Origin of the sequence: Hominibacterium faecale, from assembly GCF_020734085.1 — a bacterium.
GTDB classification, from domain to species: domain Bacteria; phylum Bacillota; class Clostridia; order Peptostreptococcales; family Anaerovoracaceae; genus Hominibacterium; species Hominibacterium faecale.
Genome location: NZ_JAJAGH010000005.1, coordinates 397,142 through 419,280, shown reverse-complemented (window position 1 = coordinate 419,280; position 22,139 = coordinate 397,142). Strand labels below are relative to the sequence as shown.

At 47.2% G+C, this 22,139-nt stretch carries 19 protein-coding genes, 1 tRNA gene and 1 pseudogene; 13 read left to right on the top strand and 8 right to left on the bottom strand.

What is annotated here, in order from left to right; translation table 11 throughout:
* The first annotated feature begins 30 nt into the window (after positions 1 to 30).
* The 3 genes from LG211_RS07110 to LG211_RS07100 all read left to right on the top strand — a co-directional run bounded on the left by LG211_RS07110 (position 31) and on the right by LG211_RS07100 (position 3,092).
* Positions 31 to 106 (top strand) — tRNA-Arg (locus LG211_RS07110).
* Between the two features lie 587 nt (positions 107 to 693).
* The gene (locus LG211_RS07105; RefSeq protein WP_269477234.1) at positions 694 to 1,872 is read left to right on the top strand and encodes a GGDEF domain-containing protein; all 1,179 of its coding nucleotides are present in this window, start codon (positions 694 to 696) and stop codon (positions 1,870 to 1,872) included.
* The gene (locus tag LG211_RS07100) at positions 1,869 to 3,092 is read left to right on the top strand and encodes a GGDEF domain-containing protein (RefSeq protein WP_148397955.1); all 1,224 of its coding nucleotides are present in this window, start codon (positions 1,869 to 1,871) and stop codon (positions 3,090 to 3,092) included. The genes LG211_RS07105 and LG211_RS07100 overlap by 4 nt, the downstream gene beginning before the upstream one ends.
* A gap of 115 nt (positions 3,093 to 3,207) precedes the next feature.
* Here the strand turns inward: LG211_RS07100 and LG211_RS07095 are convergent, their stop codons facing one another.
* The 4 genes from LG211_RS07095 to LG211_RS07080 all read right to left on the bottom strand — a co-directional run bounded on the left by LG211_RS07095 (position 3,208) and on the right by LG211_RS07080 (position 7,685).
* Complete coding sequence (locus LG211_RS07095; protein WP_148397954.1) at positions 3,208 to 4,725, bottom strand: amino acid permease; 1,518 nt, start codon at positions 4,723 to 4,725, stop codon at positions 3,208 to 3,210.
* A 180-nt stretch (positions 4,726 to 4,905) separates the two neighbouring features.
* Entirely contained in the window at positions 4,906 to 5,673 is a 768-nt protein-coding gene (locus LG211_RS07090) for a Na-translocating system protein MpsC family protein (protein WP_269477233.1), read from the bottom strand.
* A gap of 5 nt (positions 5,674 to 5,678) precedes the next feature.
* Positions 5,679 to 7,439: a sensor histidine kinase gene (locus LG211_RS07085; protein ID WP_269477232.1), complete on the bottom strand. Its 1,761-nt coding sequence runs from the start codon at positions 7,437 to 7,439 to the stop codon at positions 5,679 to 5,681.
* Between the two features lie 99 nt (positions 7,440 to 7,538).
* The gene (locus LG211_RS07080; protein ID WP_253020582.1) at positions 7,539 to 7,685 is read right to left on the bottom strand and encodes a hypothetical protein; all 147 of its coding nucleotides are present in this window, start codon (positions 7,683 to 7,685) and stop codon (positions 7,539 to 7,541) included.
* Between the two features lie 152 nt (positions 7,686 to 7,837).
* Here LG211_RS07080 and LG211_RS07075 point away from each other — a divergent pair, with 152 nt between their 5' ends.
* The 8 genes from LG211_RS07075 to LG211_RS07040 all read left to right on the top strand — a co-directional run bounded on the left by LG211_RS07075 (position 7,838) and on the right by LG211_RS07040 (position 16,559).
* Positions 7,838 to 8,776, top strand: a complete 939-nt coding sequence (locus LG211_RS07075) for a LysR family transcriptional regulator (RefSeq protein WP_253020581.1) — start codon at positions 7,838 to 7,840, stop codon at positions 8,774 to 8,776.
* Positions 8,777 to 9,438: 662 nt separating this feature from the next.
* Positions 9,439 to 10,026 carry a 2-oxoacid:acceptor oxidoreductase family protein gene (locus LG211_RS07070; protein ID WP_148397950.1) on the top strand — a complete coding sequence of 196 codons (588 nt, stop codon included), beginning with the start codon at positions 9,439 to 9,441 and terminating at the stop codon, positions 10,024 to 10,026.
* Positions 10,026 to 10,331 carry a 4Fe-4S binding protein gene (locus LG211_RS07065; protein WP_148397949.1) on the top strand — a complete coding sequence of 102 codons (306 nt, stop codon included), beginning with the start codon at positions 10,026 to 10,028 and terminating at the stop codon, positions 10,329 to 10,331. The genes LG211_RS07070 and LG211_RS07065 overlap by 1 nt, the downstream gene beginning before the upstream one ends.
* Positions 10,331 to 11,518, top strand: a complete 1,188-nt coding sequence (locus LG211_RS07060; RefSeq protein WP_148397948.1) for a pyruvate ferredoxin oxidoreductase — start codon at positions 10,331 to 10,333, stop codon at positions 11,516 to 11,518. Before LG211_RS07065 ends, LG211_RS07060 begins: the two co-directional genes overlap by 1 nt.
* Positions 11,518 to 12,447 carry a thiamine pyrophosphate-dependent enzyme gene (locus tag LG211_RS07055; protein ID WP_269477231.1) on the top strand — a complete coding sequence of 310 codons (930 nt, stop codon included), beginning with the start codon at positions 11,518 to 11,520 and terminating at the stop codon, positions 12,445 to 12,447. Before LG211_RS07060 ends, LG211_RS07055 begins: the two co-directional genes overlap by 1 nt.
* 373 nt (positions 12,448 to 12,820) lie before the next feature.
* On the top strand, positions 12,821 to 13,816 hold the full coding sequence (locus LG211_RS07050; RefSeq protein ID WP_148397946.1) for an NADH:flavin oxidoreductase: 996 nt from the start codon (positions 12,821 to 12,823) through the stop codon (positions 13,814 to 13,816).
* Positions 13,817 to 13,827: 11 nt separating this feature from the next.
* Positions 13,828 to 14,850, top strand: coding sequence for a helix-turn-helix transcriptional regulator (locus tag LG211_RS07045; protein ID WP_148397945.1), 1,023 nt, complete (start codon positions 13,828 to 13,830; stop codon positions 14,848 to 14,850).
* An 89-nt stretch (positions 14,851 to 14,939) separates the two neighbouring features.
* Complete coding sequence (locus LG211_RS07040) at positions 14,940 to 16,559, top strand: carboxylesterase/lipase family protein (RefSeq protein WP_269477230.1); 1,620 nt, start codon at positions 14,940 to 14,942, stop codon at positions 16,557 to 16,559.
* A 97-nt stretch (positions 16,560 to 16,656) separates the two neighbouring features.
* Here LG211_RS07040 and LG211_RS07035 read toward each other — a convergent pair whose 3' ends face one another.
* The 4 genes from LG211_RS07035 to LG211_RS07020 all read right to left on the bottom strand — a co-directional run bounded on the left by LG211_RS07035 (position 16,657) and on the right by LG211_RS07020 (position 21,131).
* Positions 16,657 to 18,000, bottom strand: a complete 1,344-nt coding sequence (locus tag LG211_RS07035) for an APC family permease (protein WP_269477229.1) — start codon at positions 17,998 to 18,000, stop codon at positions 16,657 to 16,659.
* Positions 18,001 to 18,095: 95 nt separating this feature from the next.
* Entirely contained in the window at positions 18,096 to 19,379 is a 1,284-nt protein-coding gene (locus tag LG211_RS07030; RefSeq protein WP_148397942.1) for a saccharopine dehydrogenase family protein, read from the bottom strand.
* A gap of 262 nt (positions 19,380 to 19,641) precedes the next feature.
* The gene (locus LG211_RS07025; RefSeq protein WP_269477228.1) at positions 19,642 to 19,869 is read right to left on the bottom strand and encodes a hypothetical protein; all 228 of its coding nucleotides are present in this window, start codon (positions 19,867 to 19,869) and stop codon (positions 19,642 to 19,644) included.
* 242 nt (positions 19,870 to 20,111) lie between these two features.
* The gene (locus LG211_RS07020) at positions 20,112 to 21,131 is read right to left on the bottom strand and encodes a response regulator transcription factor (protein WP_148397941.1); all 1,020 of its coding nucleotides are present in this window, start codon (positions 21,129 to 21,131) and stop codon (positions 20,112 to 20,114) included.
* 315 nt (positions 21,132 to 21,446) lie between these two features.
* On the opposite strand from LG211_RS07020, the gene LG211_RS07015 reads away from it, so the two are divergent.
* Positions 21,447 to 21,896, top strand: coding sequence for a hypothetical protein (locus LG211_RS07015; protein WP_148397940.1), 450 nt, complete (start codon positions 21,447 to 21,449; stop codon positions 21,894 to 21,896).
* Between the two features lie 91 nt (positions 21,897 to 21,987).
* Positions 21,988 to 22,101: pseudogene (locus LG211_RS07010) on the top strand (LPXTG cell wall anchor domain-containing protein); the annotation flags it as partial.
* Positions 22,102 to 22,139: the final 38 nt, after the last annotated feature.

The window sequence follows — 22,139 nt, the reverse complement described above, 5'->3', positions numbered from 1 at the left end:
GTGGTATTATAGTAAAGCAGTCATTTGCATGCTCCCGTAGCTCAGGGGATAGAGCGTCGGTTTCCTAAACCGTGCGTCGGAGGTTCGAATCCTCTCGGGAGTGCCATGAATAAACGGCAGGGAAATAAACCCCTGTCGTTTTTCTGTTTCAAAAGGAACGATTCGGACCTCCGGCGCAAAGGGAGGTGGGGAAGAGTATCTTCCCCATGAGAGCCAGTGGGATAAAAGTGATCAAGGCTGGCGGGCCACCGCTCCGGGGAATGACAGCGATTTCATCGCGGAAGCACCGAAAATTGGCCGCCAGCGATAATTTTTGGCGAATTTGGCGGTCAATTTGGCATAATGTGGAGCCAAATTATCCCCTAAACGAGTCTTTGTTGCCGGATAGCGATAAAAAATTATCGTGGAGCTTCACAGGAAAGCTGAATCGCGATGATTTCACCTATAGCCGAGGCCCGTAGCCGGGCCCCGGCAAGTCCAACAGGCTCGGCAAGCCCAACAATCCAAATAGCTCCAACAGGCCCTTCAGGAGCACGCCGCCAAAATTTCCCGCAGTGGAAAAAAGATATCCTCAATATACAGTTGTTTATTCGAATGCGCTGAACTATAATTGGGATATACGAAATAAATGCTCAGCGGTGCATGTTTGTAGAAATTTTTCTGCTGATGCTGAGAGAAATCGGATGGAGCTTTATGGAATGGACATTTTTACTTTTAACAATCCTGCTGGCGGCGTCCTCGGCAATGTGGGAGTATTTATGGGAAAAAGAGGGCGCTTTTGTTAAGTGGGATAACTGGCGGGCGCTGCAAATTGCCTTTTGTGTGGCTAGGGTAACATGGATTCTTGCGGGGGCTATTTTGGGACCATCCCTGCCCCTCTTTCTTTTGATTTTTGGAGCGCTTCATCTTGTCCCGATAAAATTGTTCAGGGATCAACAGTACAAAGCAAAGCTTGGATACTTGATTCCTTTTCTACTTTTTTCTTCCATTCTTCTGACGCTAATCGGCGCAGCGGCTCTGATTGGAAATATTACGATTGACCAGATTTTTTACAGCCCCCATATTCGGATGGGCATTCTGCTGGCCGCCAATTGTCTTCTTTGCGTGATGCTCCTTTTCTGCCGACCGTTGCTGCAATCAAGGTTCATTGAATTGAAGCACGACCGCAAGCAGGATGATTTGTTTCTCTGTTTTTTGTGGTGCGGGGTTTTATACGTGCTTGCAGATTCCATATTTTGTATGATTAAGGTTGGCAATATCGTGGCGATCCTGCTGGCCGCTGGTAATCTGCTGCTTCTTTTGCTGATTTTTCTTATTATTAGGCAAAAATGGATCATTGCCAGGGAACGAAGAGTGGAAGAAGAATACGAGCGGCTGGCCGCAGAGCGGGCGCGGGAGCAGATAATGCGGATTGAGCTTGAGACTTCCTTAAAACAAGATGCAATGACTAGGTGCTTTTCGCGGCGTTATATTACCGAATATCTCCAAAAAATGCAAGGAAAGGAGACCTGCTCGATTGCGTTTATCGATTTAGACGGATTGAAAAAAATAAACGACGAAAAAGGACATCAAGTCGGAGACCAGTTGCTGATACGGTTTGCAGAAGAACTGAAATCACATTTGACACAAGGGGAACTGCTGGCCAGAATCGGCGGGGATGAATTTCTGCTGGTTTTCCCGAACACAACGCTGGAAACGGCTGAAGAAAGAATGAAAGCTTTGCGCAATGCGATTTCCCGACTGGAAGAGCCCATGTCTTTCAGTTATGGCGCTGCCTGTGGAGAGATGGAGGTTGATGACCTGATCCGAGTTGCGGATGAGGCTATGTATCGGGATAAAAAACGGCTGAAAAAAGGCGGTGATTTGAGATGAGCACATGGTTACTAACATTTTTTGCAGCAGGAGCCGCCTACTTTTATTTCAATTGGCAGTTTTTGGCCCTGGCTGATGAGTGCTTTGGGAAAAAAACCAGTGTGCTGCGTGCAATTGGTGTATTCGTCCTCAACTACGCGGTGTTTACAGGATGCAGCCTTTTACAACTCCATTTGATCGCCAACTGGTCCATTTTTTTCTGTTTCTTGATGGCTGAAATTCATATTATCTACAGGCAGTCCTGGATAGCTGACATCTATATGGCTTTAAACGGAGTTCTAAACGGGCTGGCAGTGAATATTATCCTTCGCTGTGCCTTTGCACTGTTTATGAATAAACCATTGATGCTGTTTGATAATCAGACGTTGATGTCAGAAAATCTCAAGCGCTATCCAGTGCTGCTGGGATTTATTCTGGCTGGCGTGATTTTCCATGCGATTCGAAAATCGGGAACGGGGTCCAAGATAAAACAGCTGGCAAAAGACCGATCCAGCTTGACATTTCTAGTACGGCTGACCCTGGTTTTATATGTCTATTTGATTCTGAATCTGCTCACTTATTATACCGATGGGAATGACTTGGTTTTCAAATTGTGGGGGATTAAATCAGCTTGTTTCGCCATACTAGGATTTTATTTGGCCTCCTTTTACAGCTTCAGGATGAGCCGGCTCAACTACTATGCAGACCTGAATCGGAAAGAACGGGAAGCGCTGCTCCAGGAAAAACAAGATGATGAAAAGCTGCGGATCATTGCATATACCGATCTGCTGACCGGTTGTTATAATCGGCAATACGCAGATGATATCCTGCAAGAACTCTGGGAAAAAGAAACGCCGTTTTGCGTCTGCTTTGTAGATTTAAACGGTTTAAAGGAGGTCAATGACCAATACGGCCACTTGGAAGGCGATCAATATTTGATTACTGTGGCGAAAACCGTAAAAAAATATATCCGCCAGCAAGACTTGTTCTTTCGCTATGGTGGCGATGAATTTCTGGTTCTTTTCATGGAAGCCAATGAAACCGTTCCCATGCAACGTATGTACAGTATTAATAAGGAACTGGTGGAATACGGAAAAAAACGAAATTCTCATGCGGAAATATCCATAAGCTGGGGTGTGGCACATCGAGAAGAGGCTTCTGATATAGCGAAACTTTTGCAGATGGCAGATGAAAGGATGTACAGAAACAAACAAGAAATTTATAAAGGAAGAAAGAATTAAGACATAGAAAAACAGCAAACCCGCGGGTCTGCTGTTTTTCTATGTTATTGATGAAAGGGCAGTGCTTTTCAAAGGTAAGATATTCTATCGAAATGCAGTTCCCATTTCTGCAGTCTTAGGCTAAATCCTTACCGGTGCCTTTCTTTGTCAGGTCCGGGAAAGTTTCATCAAAGGATTTTTCCCCCTCGCTTACCATAACCACATCTCTTGCGGTTCCTCTCTTGACATTAATCCATCTTACCAGCATTGGAACAACTACGGCAGCAAGTGCAATTCCAAATACCAGCTGATCCTCGATAACCAGCATGACCAGAGCGATCACCTGTACACAGGCTCCTGCAAACGGCAGCCATTCCAGCCAGTCGCTTACTTTTGCTTTCAGACATACTCTGGGGTCGTAGCCTCTTGCCCGCAGACGCCTTCTCATGACCACCTGGGACAGGCAAATTCCGATCCAGGCCAGGGTTCCCGTAAAACCAGATATGGAAAGCAAGCTCCCGTATAAAGTCTCCAACGCTCCCGTAAGCTCTGAGATAAGGCCGAGGACAAGAACCACCCACATACATGCCAGGGTGAACCATACGCAGTTTCTTGGATTTCCATTCTTGGTCAGCTTGGTCAGGAACTTTGGCGCAAGGCCCTCACAAGCCAAACCATACATGGCGCGAACTGTTCCATAAAAGCCGGTGTTGGCACAGGAAAACGCAGCGACGAATACCACAGCTGACATGACCGTTCCAAAGAATCCCATGTCGTAGCGGTTCATGATGTCCGCAAATACCGGGTTTGAGTCATTTGCCAAATCCCAAGGATAAATAAGCAGTACCAAAATAATCGGAATAATATAAAGGCCAAGCAGCCTCCATGTTACACTTCTGCATGCCTTAGGAACAGAGCGCTCCGGATCCTGGGATTCGGCAGCGGCAAGACCTACGATCTCTGTGCCCTGGCAAGTTACGAGTACCAGTGTCATTTGCGTAAATACAATCAGCGCGCCCTTGGGGAACATAGATTCCGCAAAGCTGATGTCGCCGCCAAAGTTTATCTTTCCGCCGAGGAACTCATCGCTTCCCCAGAGACCGACCCAAATACCAAAGGCTAGAATAACAAATAAAATAATAATTATGACTTTCGTGATTGCGAGGCCTGATTCGATTTTTGCAAAAATATTGACTGCGCAGGAATTGATGACCGTGATTGCAGCCATAGCACCCACAGCTGTCGCTATATAGAAGGTTACGCTGGTGGAACCGGTCAGGTATTGAAGCACCGTGGCCATCGCCACTGCTTCCGAAGGGACATATGCAACCCAATTGCACCAGAAGGCCCAGCCCATACCAATGGACCACTGGGGACCAAGGAATTCCTTGGTATAAGATACAAAGGACCCTTTTCTAGGCAGGTTTACAAGCAGTTCTGCATAAGCTACCATAACTGCGTAGATGATAACGCCTACAATACCAAAACCAATGATGACTGCAGGACCCATAGTTTGAATGGTAAGCCCGAGTCCCAGGAAGTAGCAGGAGCCGATTACTCCGCCCAGGCCAATAAAGGTGACCTGCCAGCCTTTAATCCCGCGCTGAAGTTCCGGCGCGTCCTTTTCTGCGATGACTTTCTTCTCTTCTAACATTGATAAAACCCTCCTTTGTCATGTTGTTCCATCTAATAAAAAAGGCCAATGCAAATTATCTTTGCATTGGCCTCAGACAGCGAACAGACTCGTTTTCTTCCCGAGCTTCCAATTAAAGGAATCACGACCACTGTACCGGAATGCTTCCTCTGACACTCTTGTTTAAGTTTATCAGAAGCTTCAGACATCCTGATCCATGGTGAATATTAATTTGTTTCTGTCCTTTTCTGCGTTGATCAGGACTTCCTTCAGCCGAACTTGCTGTCCCAGGACCGATTGGATCAGCTGACAGATATCCGCTTCCTTCACAGAGTAGAACAATTCTCTGATGTGTTTAATTATAGCAATATTCTGATAATTGTCAAGGAGATTTTTTTCGAATATTGTTAAAACTTCGGATGCGAGGATTTCAATGGACCCGTTATGGATAAAAACATCAATGTCTCTGGGACCTTTTCCGGTGGTGGATTTGATAAATGCGGCAAACTGTTTTTTGATCTCGCCTTCCAGCTGCCGTTTGTTTTCCGTAAGAGCAACGCCGGCGGCTTGCCGCCTGGTGTGGAGCTCTTGCGCCAGTTCGGTCAGAGCCTGGAGCAGGTCGGACAGATTGACCGGCTTGAGCAGATATTTATCGATGCCCGCATCCACGGCGCTGAGCACTGTATCCACATCATTTACTGCGGAAATAATGATGACCGACGGCTTTCCTGTTTTTAAATCCCGAATTCGCCGGATCATTTCAATACCGTCCATTTCCGGCATATAAAGATCCGCCAAAATAATATCCGGCAAAAAATCCCGATACAGTTCCAGACCCTGCTTCCCATTTTCGGCGATCATAACCTTGCCCGCCCGGCGCTTGAGGACATCTTGAAGCTCTTCCCGGGCCTGCTCATCGTCTTCCACGTATAAAATTTTTATGTTTTTCAATAGTTGGACCGTATCCATTATTCTTAATCACACTCCTCATGTATCAGCGGTATTTTGACATGGCAGCAGACTCCCGTGGGTACGTTTTCCAGAAGAAGCCGCCCTTCCATGCGCTGCTCAATTATTTGCTTTGAGATATAAAGTCCAAGGCCAGATCCGCCCGCATGCTCTTTGGTAGTAAAATACGGTTCAAAGAGACGGTCTGCATGCTCCGGGCGGATCTGGCCGCCGTTATTGGTGATGGAAATATCTAAAAATTCTTCCTCCGTAGTGACGCGGATGGCAATTGTTCGCTCGTGAGGGGACGATTCGACAATCGCGTCACGGGCGTTGTTGAGAATGTTAAAGATGACATGGGTAAGTTCATTGGGATAGCCGAATCCACTTGCTGCTCCCTCATAATCAGAGGTGACGGTGATCCGGTGATAGCTGATGCTTTCCTCCATGAGGGATAAGGCACTTTTGACACAATCCCGGACATCAAATGAAATTTTTTCCTTTGATGGTTTGAGAAAATCGGAAAAATCGGTTATAGTTTCGGACATGTTCTCTACGATTTTTTCCACTTTAGAGACGCTTTTCTGCAGGCGCTTTTCGTCCAGATCGCCGAAGCGGTAGCTGTCGAGGAGATTGGCCAGAATCAGGTTAATGGTATTGAGCGGCTGCTTCCACTGGTGGGTAATATTACCCATCATTTCACCGGTCTTTGCCTGCCGGGACTGGTAGATGAGCATAATATCTTTTTCCTGGTTTTCTGCTTCCAAGGAGTGCTGACGTTTGATGAAAGGCAGAGAAAATACAATTAGAAACGCGATCAGAACAATGGCCAGGATAACGCCGAGTACGATTAGAACAATCGTCAAAGAGCGGATGGGCGCGAACGCTTCGGCCTTAGGCTGTATAACCATAAAAATCCATCCGTTATCCAGGCGTGAAAATCCCAGTATGTTTTCAACGCGGTCCTGCGTATAGGCAATCGTGCCGGAACGCTCCTTTGCCGCAGCTCCCAATTTTTTTCGCAGTGACGTGGAGATCTCTTCTTGGTTATCTTTACCATCGACCGACGGATGTACTACAACCTGAAAATTTTCATCCAAAAGGACGGAATAGCCGCTGTCATAAAGTTTCATGCCGCTGATGACGTTTACTGTGTCATCTGCAGAAATATCGGCCCCGGCGACGCCGACGAAGAGTCCGTCTGTGTAAATCGCACGGGAATAAGAGAACACTTCCTGCCTGATATCCTTATCGAAATAAGGACCGGTCCAAGTCCCCGCATCTTGATTCTGAGGTTCAAAAAAATAGGCCATATCCTCTTGGTACGGAAGGGTAAAGTCCCGCTTATTATTTTTGAAGTCAGCCGAAATCTCCTTGATTTTTCCGCCCATGATGGCATACCATACTTCATCATTATCTAAAGTAAGTCGGGGGTTAAAGGTTACATAAAGGCTATGAGCCGTTTCTGTTGTTGATAAAGTTTTGCGGATCATACCGGAGAGCTGTTTTTTATATTTTCCCAAATATCCCCGCGGATCCGCCTTGAATTGATTCCGATCAAAGGTGGTGCTTACATAGGCGGACAGCGAATCGGTAAGTCCCTCCATATGGTTAAAGCTGGCGCTGAAATCGTGTGCATAATTCTCCGCAGTACTGACAATTTTGCCCTGAATCTCTGCAGTCAAATAATCCGTGCTTCGTACCAGGACAATGGAGCCGATGATAAAAGCAACGGTCATAGAAAAGACGGTTATGATGCAGATAATTTTTAATACGGGTTTACTCATGCCACTATTATAACATAGCACTTAAAAAAATTCCCGATCCGCGCTCATTTTGCCCATGAAAAAAGCAGCACAGAACGTCTGCACTGCTGTGTTTTTTAATCAGGCCCACCGCCCGGGTCTGCGAACGATCAGGGTCACCTTTTCACCAGTCATCTTTTCGATCTGCTTTTCCGCTTCCGCTACCATATGATCGATGACCAGAGAGGAGTTGGCCCGGTTGTCATTTTTGAATCTGTTTAAATTCATATTCTTCACCTCAAGGTTAGGGTATCCGAAAGTTTAAAAAATATGGTAATAATCAATAAAATAATCATACATTATCTCAGACTATGCTATAATGTATGACTAATTAGAAAAGCTCTGTTTTATCAATGCAGAGGGGGAGTGTGATTTGAGTAATGAATGTAGTACATCTGAAGTATGCGGTTGAGGTGGAAAAAACAGGGTCCATCAGTCAGGCGGCTGAGAATCTGTTTATGGCCCAGCCCAACCTTAGCAAAGCGATTAAGGAACTGGAAAACGACCTTGGAATAACAATTTTTAAACGTACAGAAAAAGGCGTGGAACCAACGAAAAAAGGCCGAGAATTCCTTGTTTATGCAAAGGGACTTCTGGACCAGTTGGACCAGATCGAAGAACGCTACCAGAGGACCAAGCCCGATCGAATTTCTTTTGGCATTTGTACGCCCCGGGCCAGTTATATTACCCAGGCGTTTACTAATTTCATTAATAATATCGCCCCGGATCAGGGGATTGATATCGACTTTAAGGAAACGGGAACTATGGACGCCATCAAGAACGTGATAGGCGGGGAGGAAGAAGTCGCCATAATCCGCTATCCGGTTCTTCACGAGGATTATTTCAGCGGGCTGATCCAAAATAAAGGCATTGAATGGCGAAGTGTATTCGAGTTTGAGTATTTGGTCCTCATGCCCAATAAGCATCCCATGGCAAATAAGGCAATCCTTGACCCGGAGGATCTGTGGAGATACACGGAGATCATACATGGAGATACGACAATACCCTACTTGTCAGTAAAAGAAAATTTGAAAGAAAACAGTTCCCAAGTAGAAGGCAAGCGGGAGATTTATGTATATGAAAGGAGCAGCCAATTCGATATTCTATCCAATATAGAGACCAGCTATATGTGGGTATCTCCCATTCCAGGCGAATTGCTCAAGCGTTACCACCTGGTGCAGAAACCATGCAAAGCGGCAGATCGAAAGTACCGGGATTCGATCATTTATCATAAAAATCTCAAGGACAATAAAATGCTTATTGACTTCCTGAAAGAAGTCAACAAAGTCATAAAAGAACTGAGAAAGCAGACATATTGATACCTACATATCGATATGTCTTTTTTTAATTTCACCTTTCAGAAGGGGAGTGGTATCGTAATGCCAGAAGCAGAACGGGATAATTGGAATGGAAGGCGCTTGCCTGGCAGCCCATGTCATCGCTTTTCAGGGGTCTTATGCAAAGAACGACATGCCACTGATTAGAAAGGTTATTTTTGCTCCATGCAGCAGACTCGGTTTGGCAAAATGTGCAAAAACGTAGTGATTAGACACAAGAAAAAAATAATTTTTTTGTGTAAAATATATAAAAAATATTGACAGCCTGAATCCTATGGGTTAGAATACACAAAGATAATTAAATAGAAATAAAGACATTGACGAAGAGAGTAGGCACTTTTGAATGGTAAGCGAATCGGGGACGGTGGAAGCCCGAGGCAGGAGAAGGTAGACCGAAAATCACTTCCGAGTCGCAGGGCTGAACGGTAAAGTAAGTCCTGACGGGTATTCCTCCGTTATCAGGAACGCGTATGATAGTATGTTGTATTAGGTGGTATAGCGGAAGCTTATGGCTTTCGTCCTTATACAAGGACGAAAGCTTTTTTAATACTCCGGAAGAATCGACAAAGACTGCTTCTATTATGAAGCGGCAAGCCGACTTTGTTCATTAATACAACGACACCAGGAAAGGAAGGAAAATCGACATGACAAAGAAAAATGAGGCCGTGGAAATCAGATGGCATGGAAGAGGCGGACAGGGCGCCAAGACCGCGTGCCTGCTGCTGGCAGACGTAGCTTTCAACTCGGGCAAACATGTGCAGGGTTTCCCGGAATACGGCCCGGAAAGAATGGGAGCGCCCATTACGGCTTACAACCGGATCACTGATGAACCTTGTAAAGTTCATTCAAATATTTATCATCCCGACTATGTAGTAGTCGTAGATGAAACCCTTTTGGGAACCGTGGATGTTACTAAAGGCATCAAAGAAGGAGGCGCGCTGATCATTAACAGCAAAAAGGACCCAGCTGAAATTCGCAAGATGCTGCCGGACTTTGACGGTAAGATTTGCGCTGTGGATGCAGAGAAAATTTCCATGGAAACCCTGGGGAAGAATTACCCCAACACGCCTATGCTGGCGGCAGCTGTCAAAGTGAGCCGGGTCATCGACCAGGACCAGTTCATAAAAGACATGGAAGAATCCTTCCGTCATAAATTTTCCCACAAGCCGGATGTCATTTCCGGCAATATGAAGGCCCTGAAGAAATCAATGGAAGAGGTAAAGGTGAGCTAATGAACAAGAAAGCACAGGATATCAACGAACAATCCACCTGGCAGGAGCTGACTGTCGGGGCGGAAATCTACGAACCTGCCACATCGCTGCTGGTTAATACCGGAGACTGGCGCACCATGCGTCCGGTGTTTCTGGAGGACAAATGCAAACATTGTATGCTGTGTATACCATACTGTCCGGACAGCTCTATTCCGGTAAAAGACGGCAAACGCCTGGATTTTGACTACCTGCACTGCAAGGGATGCGGTATTTGTGTCAAGGTATGTCCGTTTAAAGCGATCGATTTGGTGAAGGAGGTTAAATAATGGCAATCAGAGACAGGATGTCCGGCAACGAAGCTGTTGCGATGGCAATGAAACAGATTAATCCGGACGTAATGGGGGCATTTCCCATTACCCCATCCACAGAAATTCCTCAATACTTTTCCGAATACATAGCCAACGGATTGGTGGACACAGAATTCATTGCAGTCGAATCGGAGCATAGCGCCATGTCAACCTGCATCGGAGCATCAGCTGCCGGCGCAAGGGCAGTTACCGCCACCTCATCAGCCGGTCTGGCCTTGATGTGGGAGCTTCTTTATGTGGCGGCCTCCTCAAGACTGCCCATCACTATGGCCGTTGTAAACCGAGCTCTGACCGGCCCGATCAATATTAATAACGACCATTCCGACTCCATGGGAGCACGAGACTCTGGATGGCTGCAGATGTATGCAGAGACCAACCAGGAGGTATACGATAACTTTATCCAGGGAATTCTCATTTCCGAAGCGTGCCGGCTGCCGATCATGATCTGCCAGGACGGGTTTATTACCAGCCACGGCGTTTCAAATATCGAGCTGATCGAGGACGAAAGGGTGAGAGAATTCATCGGAGAATACAACCCGGAAAACTACCTGCTCAAGCATGAGAACCCGCTGGCCGTAGGACCTTATGGAATTTCTCCTTATTATATGGAGATCAAGAGACAGCAGGCTCAGGCCATGAAGGACGCCATGCCAGTGATCCGCGATGTGGCGGAAAAATTTGAAGACTTAACTGGAAGAAGCTACGGCTTTTTTGAAGAATACATGATGGACGATGCGGAGGTAGCTCTGGTAATCATTGGTTCCAGCGCCGGAACGGGCAAGGAAGCGGTGGACAGACTGCGTGCCGAAGGCAAGAAGGTGGGTCTGATCAAACTGAGAGTGTTTCGCCCATTCCCGCGGATCCCGCTGGCAGAAGCCATGTGTAAGGTAAAGGCGGTTGCGATTATGGATAAGGCTGAGAGCTTTTCCAACAGCGGCGGACCGCTGTTCAACGAAGCCCGGAATTCTCTGTATGATCTGGAAAACAAGCCCTACGCCGTCAACTACATTTACGGGCTGGGCGGCAGAGACGTTACGGTGGAAGATTTTTATGATATTTATCAGGATCTGTTCGTGATCTACGACAACGACGATCCGGGAGATGTTTATCGCTACATTGGTGTGAGAGATTCGAGGTTTATATAATGGCATATAATTTAAAAAAAGAAGTAGAAAAACAGGAACGGCTGGCAGGCGGCCACCGTCTCTGTGCCGGATGCGGCGCCGGTGTTGCGGTGCGCGGCGTGCTTCGGGCACTGGAAGAGGGGGATAAAGCAGTGGTAGGAAACGCTACCAGCTGTCTGGAGGTTTCCACCTTTATTTATCCCAATACAGCCTATACGGACAGCTATATTCATACAGCCTTTGAAAACGCGGCCGCTACCATCAGCGGCGTGGAAGCTGCTTATAAAGTGCTGAAAAAGAAAGGTAAGATCAAGGATAACTTTAAGTTTATCACCTTCGGCGGCGACGGCGGCACCTATGATATTGGCCTCCAGTCTCTGTCCGGAGCCATGGAGCGGGGCCATGACATGGTCTATGTGTGCTATGACAATGAAGCGTACATGAATACGGGGATTCAGCGATCCTCCTCAACCCCCCGCTATGCCGACGCCACCACTTCCCCAGTGGGAACGGTCAGCCCGGGAAAGATTCAGTGCAAAAAGAATCTGACGGAAATCATCGCTGCCCACAACATCCCTTACGCCGCTCAAACGACCTTTATCGGCAACTTCAAAGATTTGCACGAAAAGGCCCACAAGGCGATTTACACCAAGGGACCGTGCTTTCTGAACATTCTTTCACCGTGCCCGAGAGGCTGGCGCTATGAGGCCGAGGATCTGGCGGAAATCTGCCAGCTGGCAGTGGATACCTGCGTATGGCCGCTGTACGAGATCGAGAACGGCAAGTGGAAGCTGACCTACGAGCCGAAGCGGAAAAAGCCGGTGGAAGAATTCCTTTCCAGGCAGGGCCGTTTTAAGCACATGTTCCGGCCGGGAAACGAATGGATGATTGAGAATACACAGGAGTACGTGGATGATCAGTGGGAGAAACTGCTGAAGAGATGTAAATAGTTAGAAAGTAATGAAGGCCGATTGCTCTTCCGGTTAGGCGGGGCGGTCGGCTTTTTCGTTTTTTAGGGTCGTGTAGTCTGGGGAAAAGATTTTCGTTTTTTGCTAAAATTTACGCAAATTCCAACGGTTTGCAGCTGCAAAAATTGGCTGGGCGGCCAAAATCCCCATTTGAAGCAGGATCGAAACCCGCAAATCCATTGGATTGCGTAAAAAGGAAAAATATTTTCAAAAGTTTTCCCAGAAGAAGTTAAAACAATAAAGGTGTAAGGAAATGGCACAGCGCAAAAATGCGTTGACGAAAACAAGCCGGGCCGTGGTATAATAGAAGTGTTCAATTTAGAGATGAAACGATGATAAAAGGAAGTGACGGAAAATGGCAATTATCAATACCCCCCTGGCAGCAGGAAAGATTACCTTTAAGAACAGGCTGATCTATCCGCCGATCACCATTGCCAAAGCATCGCCTGACGGCAAGGTGACCGATGATTCGCTGGCTTATTACCAGGATAAGATGCGCGGCGGAGCTTTTTCCCTGGCCATTGTAGAGCATTGCTATATCATGCAGCAGGGCAAGGCTTCTGCCGGACAGGTTTCCATCGCACAGGACGATACCGTTCCTGGACTGGCGAAGCTGGCCCGGGTCATTAAAGGAGCGGGCACCAGAGCGGTCCTGCAGATGAACCATGCCGGAAGCTGCACAACGCCGGAAGTGACGGGCATGGAATTAAAAGGACCTTCTCCTGTGATGAATCCCAGGCAGGGAGGCGTGCCCGAAGAGATGACCAAGGCAGATATCGCCCGAGTGGTGGATGCTTTCGCAGATGCCGCTGTTCGGGCAAAAGCGGCCGGCTATGACGGCGTAGAAATTCATTCGGCCCACTCTTATCTGCTCAATCAGTTTTACTCGCCTCTGACCAACCTGCGAAACGATGAATACGGCGGCAGACTGGAAAACCGCATTCGCATTCACCTGGAAGTGATCGATGCGGTGAGGAAGGCAGTAGGGCGCGATTATCCGCTGTTTCTGCGGCTGGGCGCCTGTGACTATCTGCAGGGTGGCAATAAGGCGGAAGATGCGGCAGCGGCAGCAAAGATTTTCGAAGATGCTGGAATCGACGTGCTGGATATTTCCGGCGGAATGTGCGGGTATGTCAACCCGGAAAACAGTAAGCCGGGATACTTTGGCGCCGAATCAAAGGCGGTCAAAGATGCTGTTTCTATCCCAGTGATTTCCACCGGCGGCGTTAAAGACCCGGAAGACGTGGAAGCGCTTTTGGAGGCTGAGATTGCGGATCTGATCGGGGTCGGCAGAACGGTTATGAAAGATTCCCAGTGGGCGGAACGGACGCTTAATTTTTATAGAAAATAAGGGGAAGGAAAATGTATATAAATATCGTTTTCTTTGGATACATGGCCGCGGTGTTTTTGGGTCTGGCAGGGATCGCTGCCATGGGTCTGGCCGCGGTATCCCGGCCTTTTCACAGAACAAGACAGTACACCTGCGTACTGTCTTTTGTTACTTGCGCCTTTCTCTACAGCCTGCTGTATTTTCTTTTTTATTATAGAGAGAATGTCTTGCAAGTTTATGAATTGGGCCTGGGATGGAGACTGCTGGATTATCTGGTGGGATGCGGGATCATGCTGCTGTGGCTGCTGCTCATTGGCAGCCTGGATGAGGAACTGGTAGCAGCCCGACGGTTCCTTGCGGCGGCGGTCGTCATTGTGGGCCTGCGGTCTGTTTTTTCCTGCATCATGACCGGCGTCTTTATGGATGGTTATTACCAGATCCATCAATCCGGCGCAGCCGGGCCGCTATCTTACGTGGAAATGCTGTTTATTGTCCTGACCATACTTCTGATTCTATACGGCTGCTGGAAAGCGGCCAGGGATGTGCCCCTCCTTATGCACAGGATTTATATTTTCGTAGTTTCCGCAGCCTTGATCCTGCTGGATCTGTCCCAGGCTGCCGTTAATTTAAAATTGTATTTTGGAAAGTTCGGCATTTCCGCCTGGGATCTGCATACCTTTGACCCTACGGGGCCGCTGCTGGCTGTCATAGGCCTGGCGACGCTGATCTTTATTTTTCGAACGGATTTCACACCCATCTATATTGCCGGCCCGCCTGCCCAAAAGGGAGCGGATGCCCAGCAAGAGACGATGCCGCAGATCTCCCCGCTGGATTTGGCAGCGGAAAAACATCGCCTTACCCGCCGCGAGCGAGAGATCATGGAGCTGGTTTACGACGGACTATCCAATCCGGACATTGCCCAGCAGCTCTGCATCTCCCGCAACACCGTAAAACAGCATATCCACAACATTTTTGAAAAAATGGATGTTTCCACAAGGATCGAGCTGGTCCATCTCATCAATTCTGAAAAAGAAATGACCAAATATTCGAATTAATCAAAAAACCACCCACCTGGGTGATAGACAAAACCGCCTCTATTCAAGTACACTCACCGCAAGATGTTACCTTGAAAGGAGGTTTTTTCATGAAGAGAAAAAGTTTGATCGCGGCCGCAATCCTGATTTTGTGCCTTGGTCTCCTCGCCGGATGCGGCAGTCAGGAGAAAGAAAAGGCAGAGGCGGCGGACGGTGTAAAGTGTCAGAACGGCAATATGATCGGTACGGTAAATGAGGGCGTATCTTCCTATAAAGGGATCCCTTATGCAAAAGCGCCGACAGGCGATTTGAGGTGGAAAGCGCCGCAGGACCCGGATGACAGCGATGAGGATGTGGATGCTTTCGATTATGGTTATTCGGCGATCCAGACCGAATGGTTTTCAGAAGCAGCATCCAAGCGGGAGCAGAGTGAAGACTGTCTGACTCTCAACGTTTGGACCGCATCGCCTAACAGCGATGAAAAGAAACCGGTCATGGTATTTTTCCATGGCGGCGCATATGGCTGGGGCGGTTCCGGCGATCCGCTGTATGACGGACAGAGTTTTGTTAAGGCCCACGATGATGTGATCCTGGTGACAGCCAATTATCGAATTGGAATCATGGGATTTATCGATTTTTCCTCCGTTGAGGGCGGAAGCGATTACGGGGATGCGCCCAATCTGGGCCTGCTGGATCACGTCCAGGCGCTGAAATGGGTGAAAGAAAATATCGCGCAATTTGGAGGCGACCCGGAGAATGTAACGATCTTCGGTGAATCGGCAGGCGGTGGAACCACATCTCTGATGCTGGCCATGGATGAAGCGAAGGGGCTCTTTAAGCGCTGCATTTCTGAGAGCGGATCAGCTGCTCTGACTTACAGCAAGGAGGACTGCCAGGAACTTACCAAGACGATTCTGGAGGTAAGCGGCGCCAAGAATATGAAAGAACTGGCGGCGCTGTCCGAAGAGGAACTAAAGAAGATCAATGCTGCAGAAATTGATGATGAAGGAACGACGGTCAATGATCTGACCAATATGCCCCAGCGTGACGGAAAGGTACTGCCTGAATCTCTGGAGGAACTGTATGCTGCTTATGAAAAGGGCGCGGGCAAAGATGTGGATCTAATGATCGGCACCAATAAAAATGAGTGGAACTACTGGATCGGCGAAATGGCCGTAGGGGATGAAGAGGAAAACTATGAGGCCTTCCAGGGCTGGATGGCGGAGCGTTTTGCAGGGGATAAAGAGGCAATGAGCAAAAAAGACCGAAAGACCGTAGACGAATTTATCTCTTTACAGAGCGACAAGGAAGAACCGTGGAAAACCGTAGAGTTTTACAATGACATCGCCTTCCGCGTACCGGCATGCATTGAAGCGGCTAATCATGCCAAAGCAGGCGGCAAGACCTACATGTATTATTGGACCTATCCATCCGCCATCGAGCGCTACGGAGCCTGTCACGCGGTGGAACTGTCCTATGTATTCAACAACCTGCAGGATACTTCCTTTACCGGCGAAAACCCCAATAAGGAGTTGGCTGCGAAAGTACAGGAGGCCTGGGTCAACTTTGCCAAGACCGGCGATCCCAGCATCGAAGGAGCCGATTGGCCCCAGTACAACGGCGATACCAGGCAGACCATGATCATCGGCGAGGAATGGAAGGTAGAGAAGGATCCCCTGTCCAAGCAGAGAGAGCTGATCGAGACGCTGATCAAATATGATATTAAATAGCTGCCAGTGAGTAAATATGAAAAGGGAGGATAACCGATCGGCTATCCTCCCCTTCCTTTATGTCAGAAGAATTTATTGCGAAAATAACAAATGTTTTTTATGCGGAGCGTTTCTCCTCGTTTTTATGACATTCTTCCCAGTAGCGTCCGCCTCTGTACAGCTTTTTGAAGAAGAGGTAAGCTGGAATAGAGGTGGCAGCCAGGCCTAATCCTACGATCCAGTTGTCTGTAAACACGCTGGCGCCGTAGATGACGATTGGAAAACACAAATACACAATATAGGCCTTGTTGGGAAGCGGAACTTTAAAGTCCAGCCTCAAATCCGGATTTTTAACTCTCAGCTTGATGTTTGCGATGAACATCATGATAACGGGAACCGCATATAAGATCGAGGCAATTCCTACGAACTCAATGAAGCTGCCGGAAGAACATAAAACGATGCTGACACCAGAGAGAATGATGATCGCCATGTAAGGCGTTTTGAACTTTTTATGTTCTTTGGAGAAAATCTTGAAAAACTGTCCCTTTTCACTAAAGGATTTCATTACATATGCGTAAGCCAGTATGTATTCGCAGAGAATCATCATGCTGGCCAGGCTTCCTGCAGCGACGAACGCCCATCTCAAAGGAGCCCCGCCTACGATCTGTCCGATTTCTACGAAGGAAAGAGGACCTTCGGAGGACCAATCCTGCCAGTTTCCAACGGAAGCCAGCGCAGGAATTACCCACAGGATATACATTACAGAGATAAAGGGAATGGCGATTACAATCGCTTTTGGAACCTTTTTCGATCCGTTTTCAATATCTCCGGACATGGTGGAGATGGTTTCAAATCCGGTGTTGAACCAGATGCCGATCAAAAGTCCGTTGCCAGCAGCTTCCAGGAAGGACATGTTTTCAGGAAGCATTGGCTCTACCGGGCTGTAGTTGATATCCATCAGGGACAGAACCACCAGAACGATAAATGGAATGATGCACAGGAGTGTAACAACCGTCGCCATGTTACTAACGAGTTTGATACCGATGACATTAATAATAGCAAAAATAACAATGAGAGCCGCGCACAGGCACCAGTAAACAAAATCGTTAACTTCGATGGGCAGGAGCATTTTCATGTAATTGGCGCTTAATACGGCGAAGGTTGCAGGTTCAACGAATCCAGCAATGGTGTAACACCAGCCGCTGACAAAACCGGCTTTTTCGCCCAGGCCATTTTTTGCCCAAGTGTACATTCCGCCGTCTTCAGGATATGCGGAAGACAGTTCGGCGGAAGAGAGTCCAAAAGGAAGGGACCAAACGAATGGAATCAGGATAAATACTAAAAGCGTCATTCCAGGTCCGACAGAACCAACCAGGTCCTCGATCCCAAATCCACCGCCTGCAACGGTAACGCAGATCATCATTACCAGGGCAAAGGTGGAAATCTTCTTTTTTTGTGACATAACAGCAATTTTCCTTTCAATAGCGTAATAAAATGGAAGAGCAGAGCCGGGTCAATGCGCCGGCCCTGCTAATATCCGTATTTTGCGAAATAGTTTTATTTTAACTGTTCCAGCATTGCCTGCTCGTTGAGCATATCCGCATATTCGGAATCCATTTCTCTGATTCCAGCCGGGAATTCATACTTAGCCAGTCTTTCTACGAATGGATCTGGATCAAAGTGTTCTGGTCCCCATGCACCGGCATCGCTCCAAATGCCTTTGGCGATCAGTTCCATCATGATAACTGGGCCTACTGCTGTCTGTGCTACTACAGAGTTGGTTGTATACTTCTTGATGCAATCCTGATTGTCTGCGATCTGATACAGGTAAATGGATCTGTATTTTCCGTCTTTCCAGCCTGTTACCCATGTTCCTGCGCAGCCTTTTCCGGTCATGGTTGTGGTAGCGTCTACCGGGCTCGGAATTACCTTACATACGAAGTCTCTCGGTGTAATTTCGCTGTCGCCGACCTTGATCTTGGTCTTCTTGTCAGCCAGTCCATACTCATGCAGCACCAGCAGCTTTCTTCTGAAGTCAGCAGGTACGCCGTATTTGAAGGTTACGCGGTTACAGTCGATTTCTCTTGGAACCAGCAGTACTTCTTCGTGTTCTACGTTAACAACTTCTACGTCGCCGATTCCGCCAGGGAAGTTGAATACTTCAGGCTCGGAGAACTGCTCGGTACAGAACCAGTGGCCTTCCGGATGCTCTTCGTTCTTTTCCCAGATTACTGGCGGCTGCAGACATTCTTCGATGGTCGTCCATACGGAGAAACCGAAGTCGGAATCAGTATTTCCATAGTTGTCGCCGTCTCTTACGTCTACACGATCGATGGTATCAAACAGGTGCTTCTGTGCATATTTAGCGAATACGTCCGCCATACCAGGTTCAACACCGGATCCGCATACTGCGATTTTACCGGAAGCTTCCCATTCCTTCTGCTTCGCGAACTGGTAGTCACCCAGCTTGATGTTAGCCAGCTCATAAGGCTTTTCCGGATGCTCAGTTCCCAGAGTCATCGCGCAGTCCAGATATCCGATTCCTGCTTCCAGGCAAGTGTCGAAGATCGTTTCGTTCATTCTAGGATCGCAAGCGTTCATTGCGAAGTCAACATCGTGTTCTTTTACTACCGATTTAATGCTTTCTGCGTCCATGGCATTGATCTGAGCCGGAACGAATTTTCCGCCGCCGCAAATCTCATTGGCAACTTTCTTTGCTCTGTCGAAATCGTAGTCAGCCACTACTACTTTTTCTGCCCAGTCGCCTTCTGCGCCTCTGCGTTCAATGATCTTTGCCGCTGATGTTCCTACGCCGCCTGCTCCGATAATAAGTAATTTCATCTTCTGTTCCTCCAATTTACATAATAGCTTTGTGCCGCATCTTTGCGCGGACACATTTAAAAGTGTAACTGTATTTTATGGCAAAACAAAACCTTCTGACAATTAGCCACGTGGGTTATTTAAGCAAAAACGCTATGGACCGGATGGGTTATTGTGTTGGAATTTCAAGGATTTAATCGAACAGGCCCGAAAGATACAGAATTATCGGACTAATAATAGACTTAAAGTTTTTGGCGATAAAAGAAAAGACTGGTGTCAGCAGTTAAACTTTTTTGGCTGAATTCTGCAACTTTTCAGAAAACGATTCAGGTTTTTGCTGGATGGCGGAGCTGCCCTTGGCCTTGCGGAAACGTTTACCGGAATGCGAGGCGGCTGCAGGGTGACTGGCACCAGGCATCAGGAGGATACAGAAAAACGAAATTTCAGGGATTTTGTAGCTGCTTTCAACCTCCAGAGGGCAATTTTCTAAAAACCTGTAAAAAATTTTCATAGACCGCCCTAGGCCGCGTGGGTCGCCTGGAGGACGCCTCCCCAAAGGGCCCAGTATCATAATTGCGTCTGAAAGGCTTTGATTCTGACAGTTTCGCCCAAAAAAAGTAAGGCTGCCCCCGTTTAACGGGACGCAGCCACATTAGATAGTATTATAATAACGGGACTTGTTTTCAAATGCCGTTATTTTCGTATAACGCGAGTCGGCATTTCAAGGCGAAACCGCTGTCAGACTGTCTTAATTCATCCTTCCCCGGACGCATCCTGATACTTGCTGTAATCCTTGGACTGAATCAAATGGACCAGCTCCATTCTGGAAGCGACTTCTAACTTTTCAAAGATATTGTGCATATGCCGCTTTACCGTATGTTTGGATATAAATAACTTTTCTGCGATGTCCGGATTCGTCAGCCCCTGATAAGCCAGGATCATCACATCCCGCTCCCGCTCGGTAAGACGGCGGCTTTGTGCGACCAAATCCAGGAATGCTTCCTCAGTGAGCTCCCGGGAGACCTGTTCCTTTTTGCCAAAATAAAAAGGAGAAAAATCCTTCTTATATAAATAAAGAACGGTAAACAAATTAATCACCAGCAGCAGAATAGAAGTGATGCCATAGAGCATGGAGAGACTGATGTTCAGGCTTCTTTCTCTAGTGAATACGGAAATAACCAGAGTGTTATTCCACAGGTTATTGAAGTTGACCAGCAGACTGATGACGATAATGTATCCCCTGCTGGCTGTATCAGTGAGATCTTTATAGCCGATCAAAATATAGGCAAGGGTAAACACAACTACAGTGAGGCCGAGGACAACTTCCCAGGTTATAACCACCGCTTCCGACCAGATCGCATGGGTGCGATAATTTTCATCCAGCAGGAATATGTAAATGACCGCTGATAGAAACATCAGGCAGGCAAAGGCTTTGTCCGTATATTTGCGCCACCAGTCCATGCGGGGACTGGGTGAAGCGATAATTTTATCAATCAGCTTGACCCAAGTAAGACCTAGTGCATAAAAAATCACCGCGTCAAGAGCACGGAGAAAGATTCCGGCAGTGAATTGATGCAGCACCAGTTCGCGGTAATAGGTAATGTAATAAAAAAGCCCCAGAATTACAGAAATGATCACAAAATTTCTTGCAGCCTTTAGAAGTTCCGTGCTTCCGGAATCATTGTGTTTGATGATCATGATCACCAGGGTAACGGCCTGCAGGCCGATAAAACACATAATGGTATATGTGATAAAGATTGTATTTGAAATCATCCTTGCTCCCTCAATAACTATTTCAATCAGCAATTAAAGTATAGCACCAAAGCGGGGTTTCCACCAGTAAAAATCCGTACTGCGTCAAAAGAAAAAAACAATGAACCGGAACCAAGAGGATGCCGCTGAGCCGTCCGCAAGAGTAAAGGCTGATGCCCGCGGATAAATCGTCGAAAAAAAATGGAATTTGTACGATGACAGCGCTCCTGAAAATCGGCTACAATGGAGACGAGCACAATTTTATCAAGAAAGAAACATACATAAGATGAACCTGCTATTTATGCTGATTGTGTAACTTTTACAAAGGAGAAGAACATGAAAAGAAAAATAGCGGGTATTTTATTTGCCCTTATGACGTTGACCGTAGCATCCAGCTTGGTATTTGCTGATACGGCCGGACAAAAAGGAGGGATGCGGCCCCACCCGGATACAGAAGTTAATTTTACAGCAAAGCTGCATTATGATACAGGTATGGACGACCATGTGGAACTGGAGCTGAACAATCACGGGAATTCGGACATGCTGATTTCCAGGCAGGCGCATTACATAGATGAGATCGGTTCCGCCGGGTCTTGGGACTGTTGTGCGGAGGCGGATTTTTCGATCGGACCGCAGCAGTCAGAGCGCATAAAGTTTGAAACTGCTGATGCTGTGACGCATGGAAAGAATTCAATTCTTTGTTTCTTTTTCCGCTATGGAGGCAAGTGGTACTTGGGAAAAGTGGGAGAGAATAATGGCGTGGAATTCTTCTTGCAGCATAATTAAATGAGATTGTTTTGGAGAAGGAACTGAAATGTAACTCTTATAATGGTCAGCAACTACCACAGAGGAAGATGCTGATGCAGACCCGGATGTAAAAACGGGAGATGATACCAACATGGCGCTTTATGTTGCGCTGCTGATCCTGGCGGCCGCTGCTGCCGGCGCTGTAATTGCAACTGGGCGAAGAAAAAGAAGTACAAAGAAATAAAGTAAAAATATAAAAAGCAATTTGTTTCATACGGCAGC

Bases quoted from the DNA above. Each gene is read 5' to 3' on its own strand.
- LG211_RS07060 (WP_148397948.1), top strand. From the start codon at position 10,331: ATGGCAATCAGAGACAGGATGTCCGGCAACGAAGCTGTTGCGATGGCA.
- LG211_RS07105 (WP_269477234.1), top strand. From the start codon at position 694: ATGGAATGGACATTTTTACTTTTAACAATCCTGCTGGCGGCGTCCTCG.
- LG211_RS07050 (WP_148397946.1), top strand. From the start codon at position 12,821: ATGGCAATTATCAATACCCCCCTGGCAGCAGGAAAGATTACCTTTAAG.
- LG211_RS07085 (WP_269477232.1), bottom strand. From the start codon at position 7,439: ATGAGTAAACCCGTATTAAAAATTATCTGCATCATAACCGTCTTTTCT.
- LG211_RS07045 (WP_148397945.1), top strand. From the start codon at position 13,828: ATGTATATAAATATCGTTTTCTTTGGATACATGGCCGCGGTGTTTTTG.
- LG211_RS07055 (WP_269477231.1), top strand. From the start codon at position 11,518: ATGGCATATAATTTAAAAAAAGAAGTAGAAAAACAGGAACGGCTGGCA.
- LG211_RS07030 (WP_148397942.1), bottom strand. From the start codon at position 19,379: ATGAAATTACTTATTATCGGAGCAGGCGGCGTAGGAACATCAGCGGCA.
- LG211_RS07035 (WP_269477229.1), bottom strand. From the start codon at position 18,000: ATGTCACAAAAAAAGAAGATTTCCACCTTTGCCCTGGTAATGATGATC.
- LG211_RS07095 (WP_148397954.1), bottom strand. From the start codon at position 4,725: ATGTTAGAAGAGAAGAAAGTCATCGCAGAAAAGGACGCGCCGGAACTT.
- LG211_RS07015 (WP_148397940.1), top strand. From the start codon at position 21,447: ATGAAAAGAAAAATAGCGGGTATTTTATTTGCCCTTATGACGTTGACC.
- LG211_RS07070 (WP_148397950.1), top strand. From the start codon at position 9,439: ATGACAAAGAAAAATGAGGCCGTGGAAATCAGATGGCATGGAAGAGGC.
- LG211_RS07065 (WP_148397949.1), top strand. From the start codon at position 10,026: ATGAACAAGAAAGCACAGGATATCAACGAACAATCCACCTGGCAGGAG.
- LG211_RS07025 (WP_269477228.1), bottom strand. From the start codon at position 19,869: ATGAAAATTTTTTACAGGTTTTTAGAAAATTGCCCTCTGGAGGTTGAA.
- LG211_RS07090 (WP_269477233.1), bottom strand. From the start codon at position 5,673: ATGGATACGGTCCAACTATTGAAAAACATAAAAATTTTATACGTGGAA.
- LG211_RS07075 (WP_253020581.1), top strand. From the start codon at position 7,838: ATGAATGTAGTACATCTGAAGTATGCGGTTGAGGTGGAAAAAACAGGG.
- LG211_RS07080 (WP_253020582.1), bottom strand. From the start codon at position 7,685: ATGAATTTAAACAGATTCAAAAATGACAACCGGGCCAACTCCTCTCTG.
- LG211_RS07020 (WP_148397941.1), bottom strand. From the start codon at position 21,131: ATGATTTCAAATACAATCTTTATCACATATACCATTATGTGTTTTATC.
- LG211_RS07040 (WP_269477230.1), top strand. From the start codon at position 14,940: ATGAAGAGAAAAAGTTTGATCGCGGCCGCAATCCTGATTTTGTGCCTT.
- LG211_RS07100 (WP_148397955.1), top strand. From the start codon at position 1,869: ATGAGCACATGGTTACTAACATTTTTTGCAGCAGGAGCCGCCTACTTT.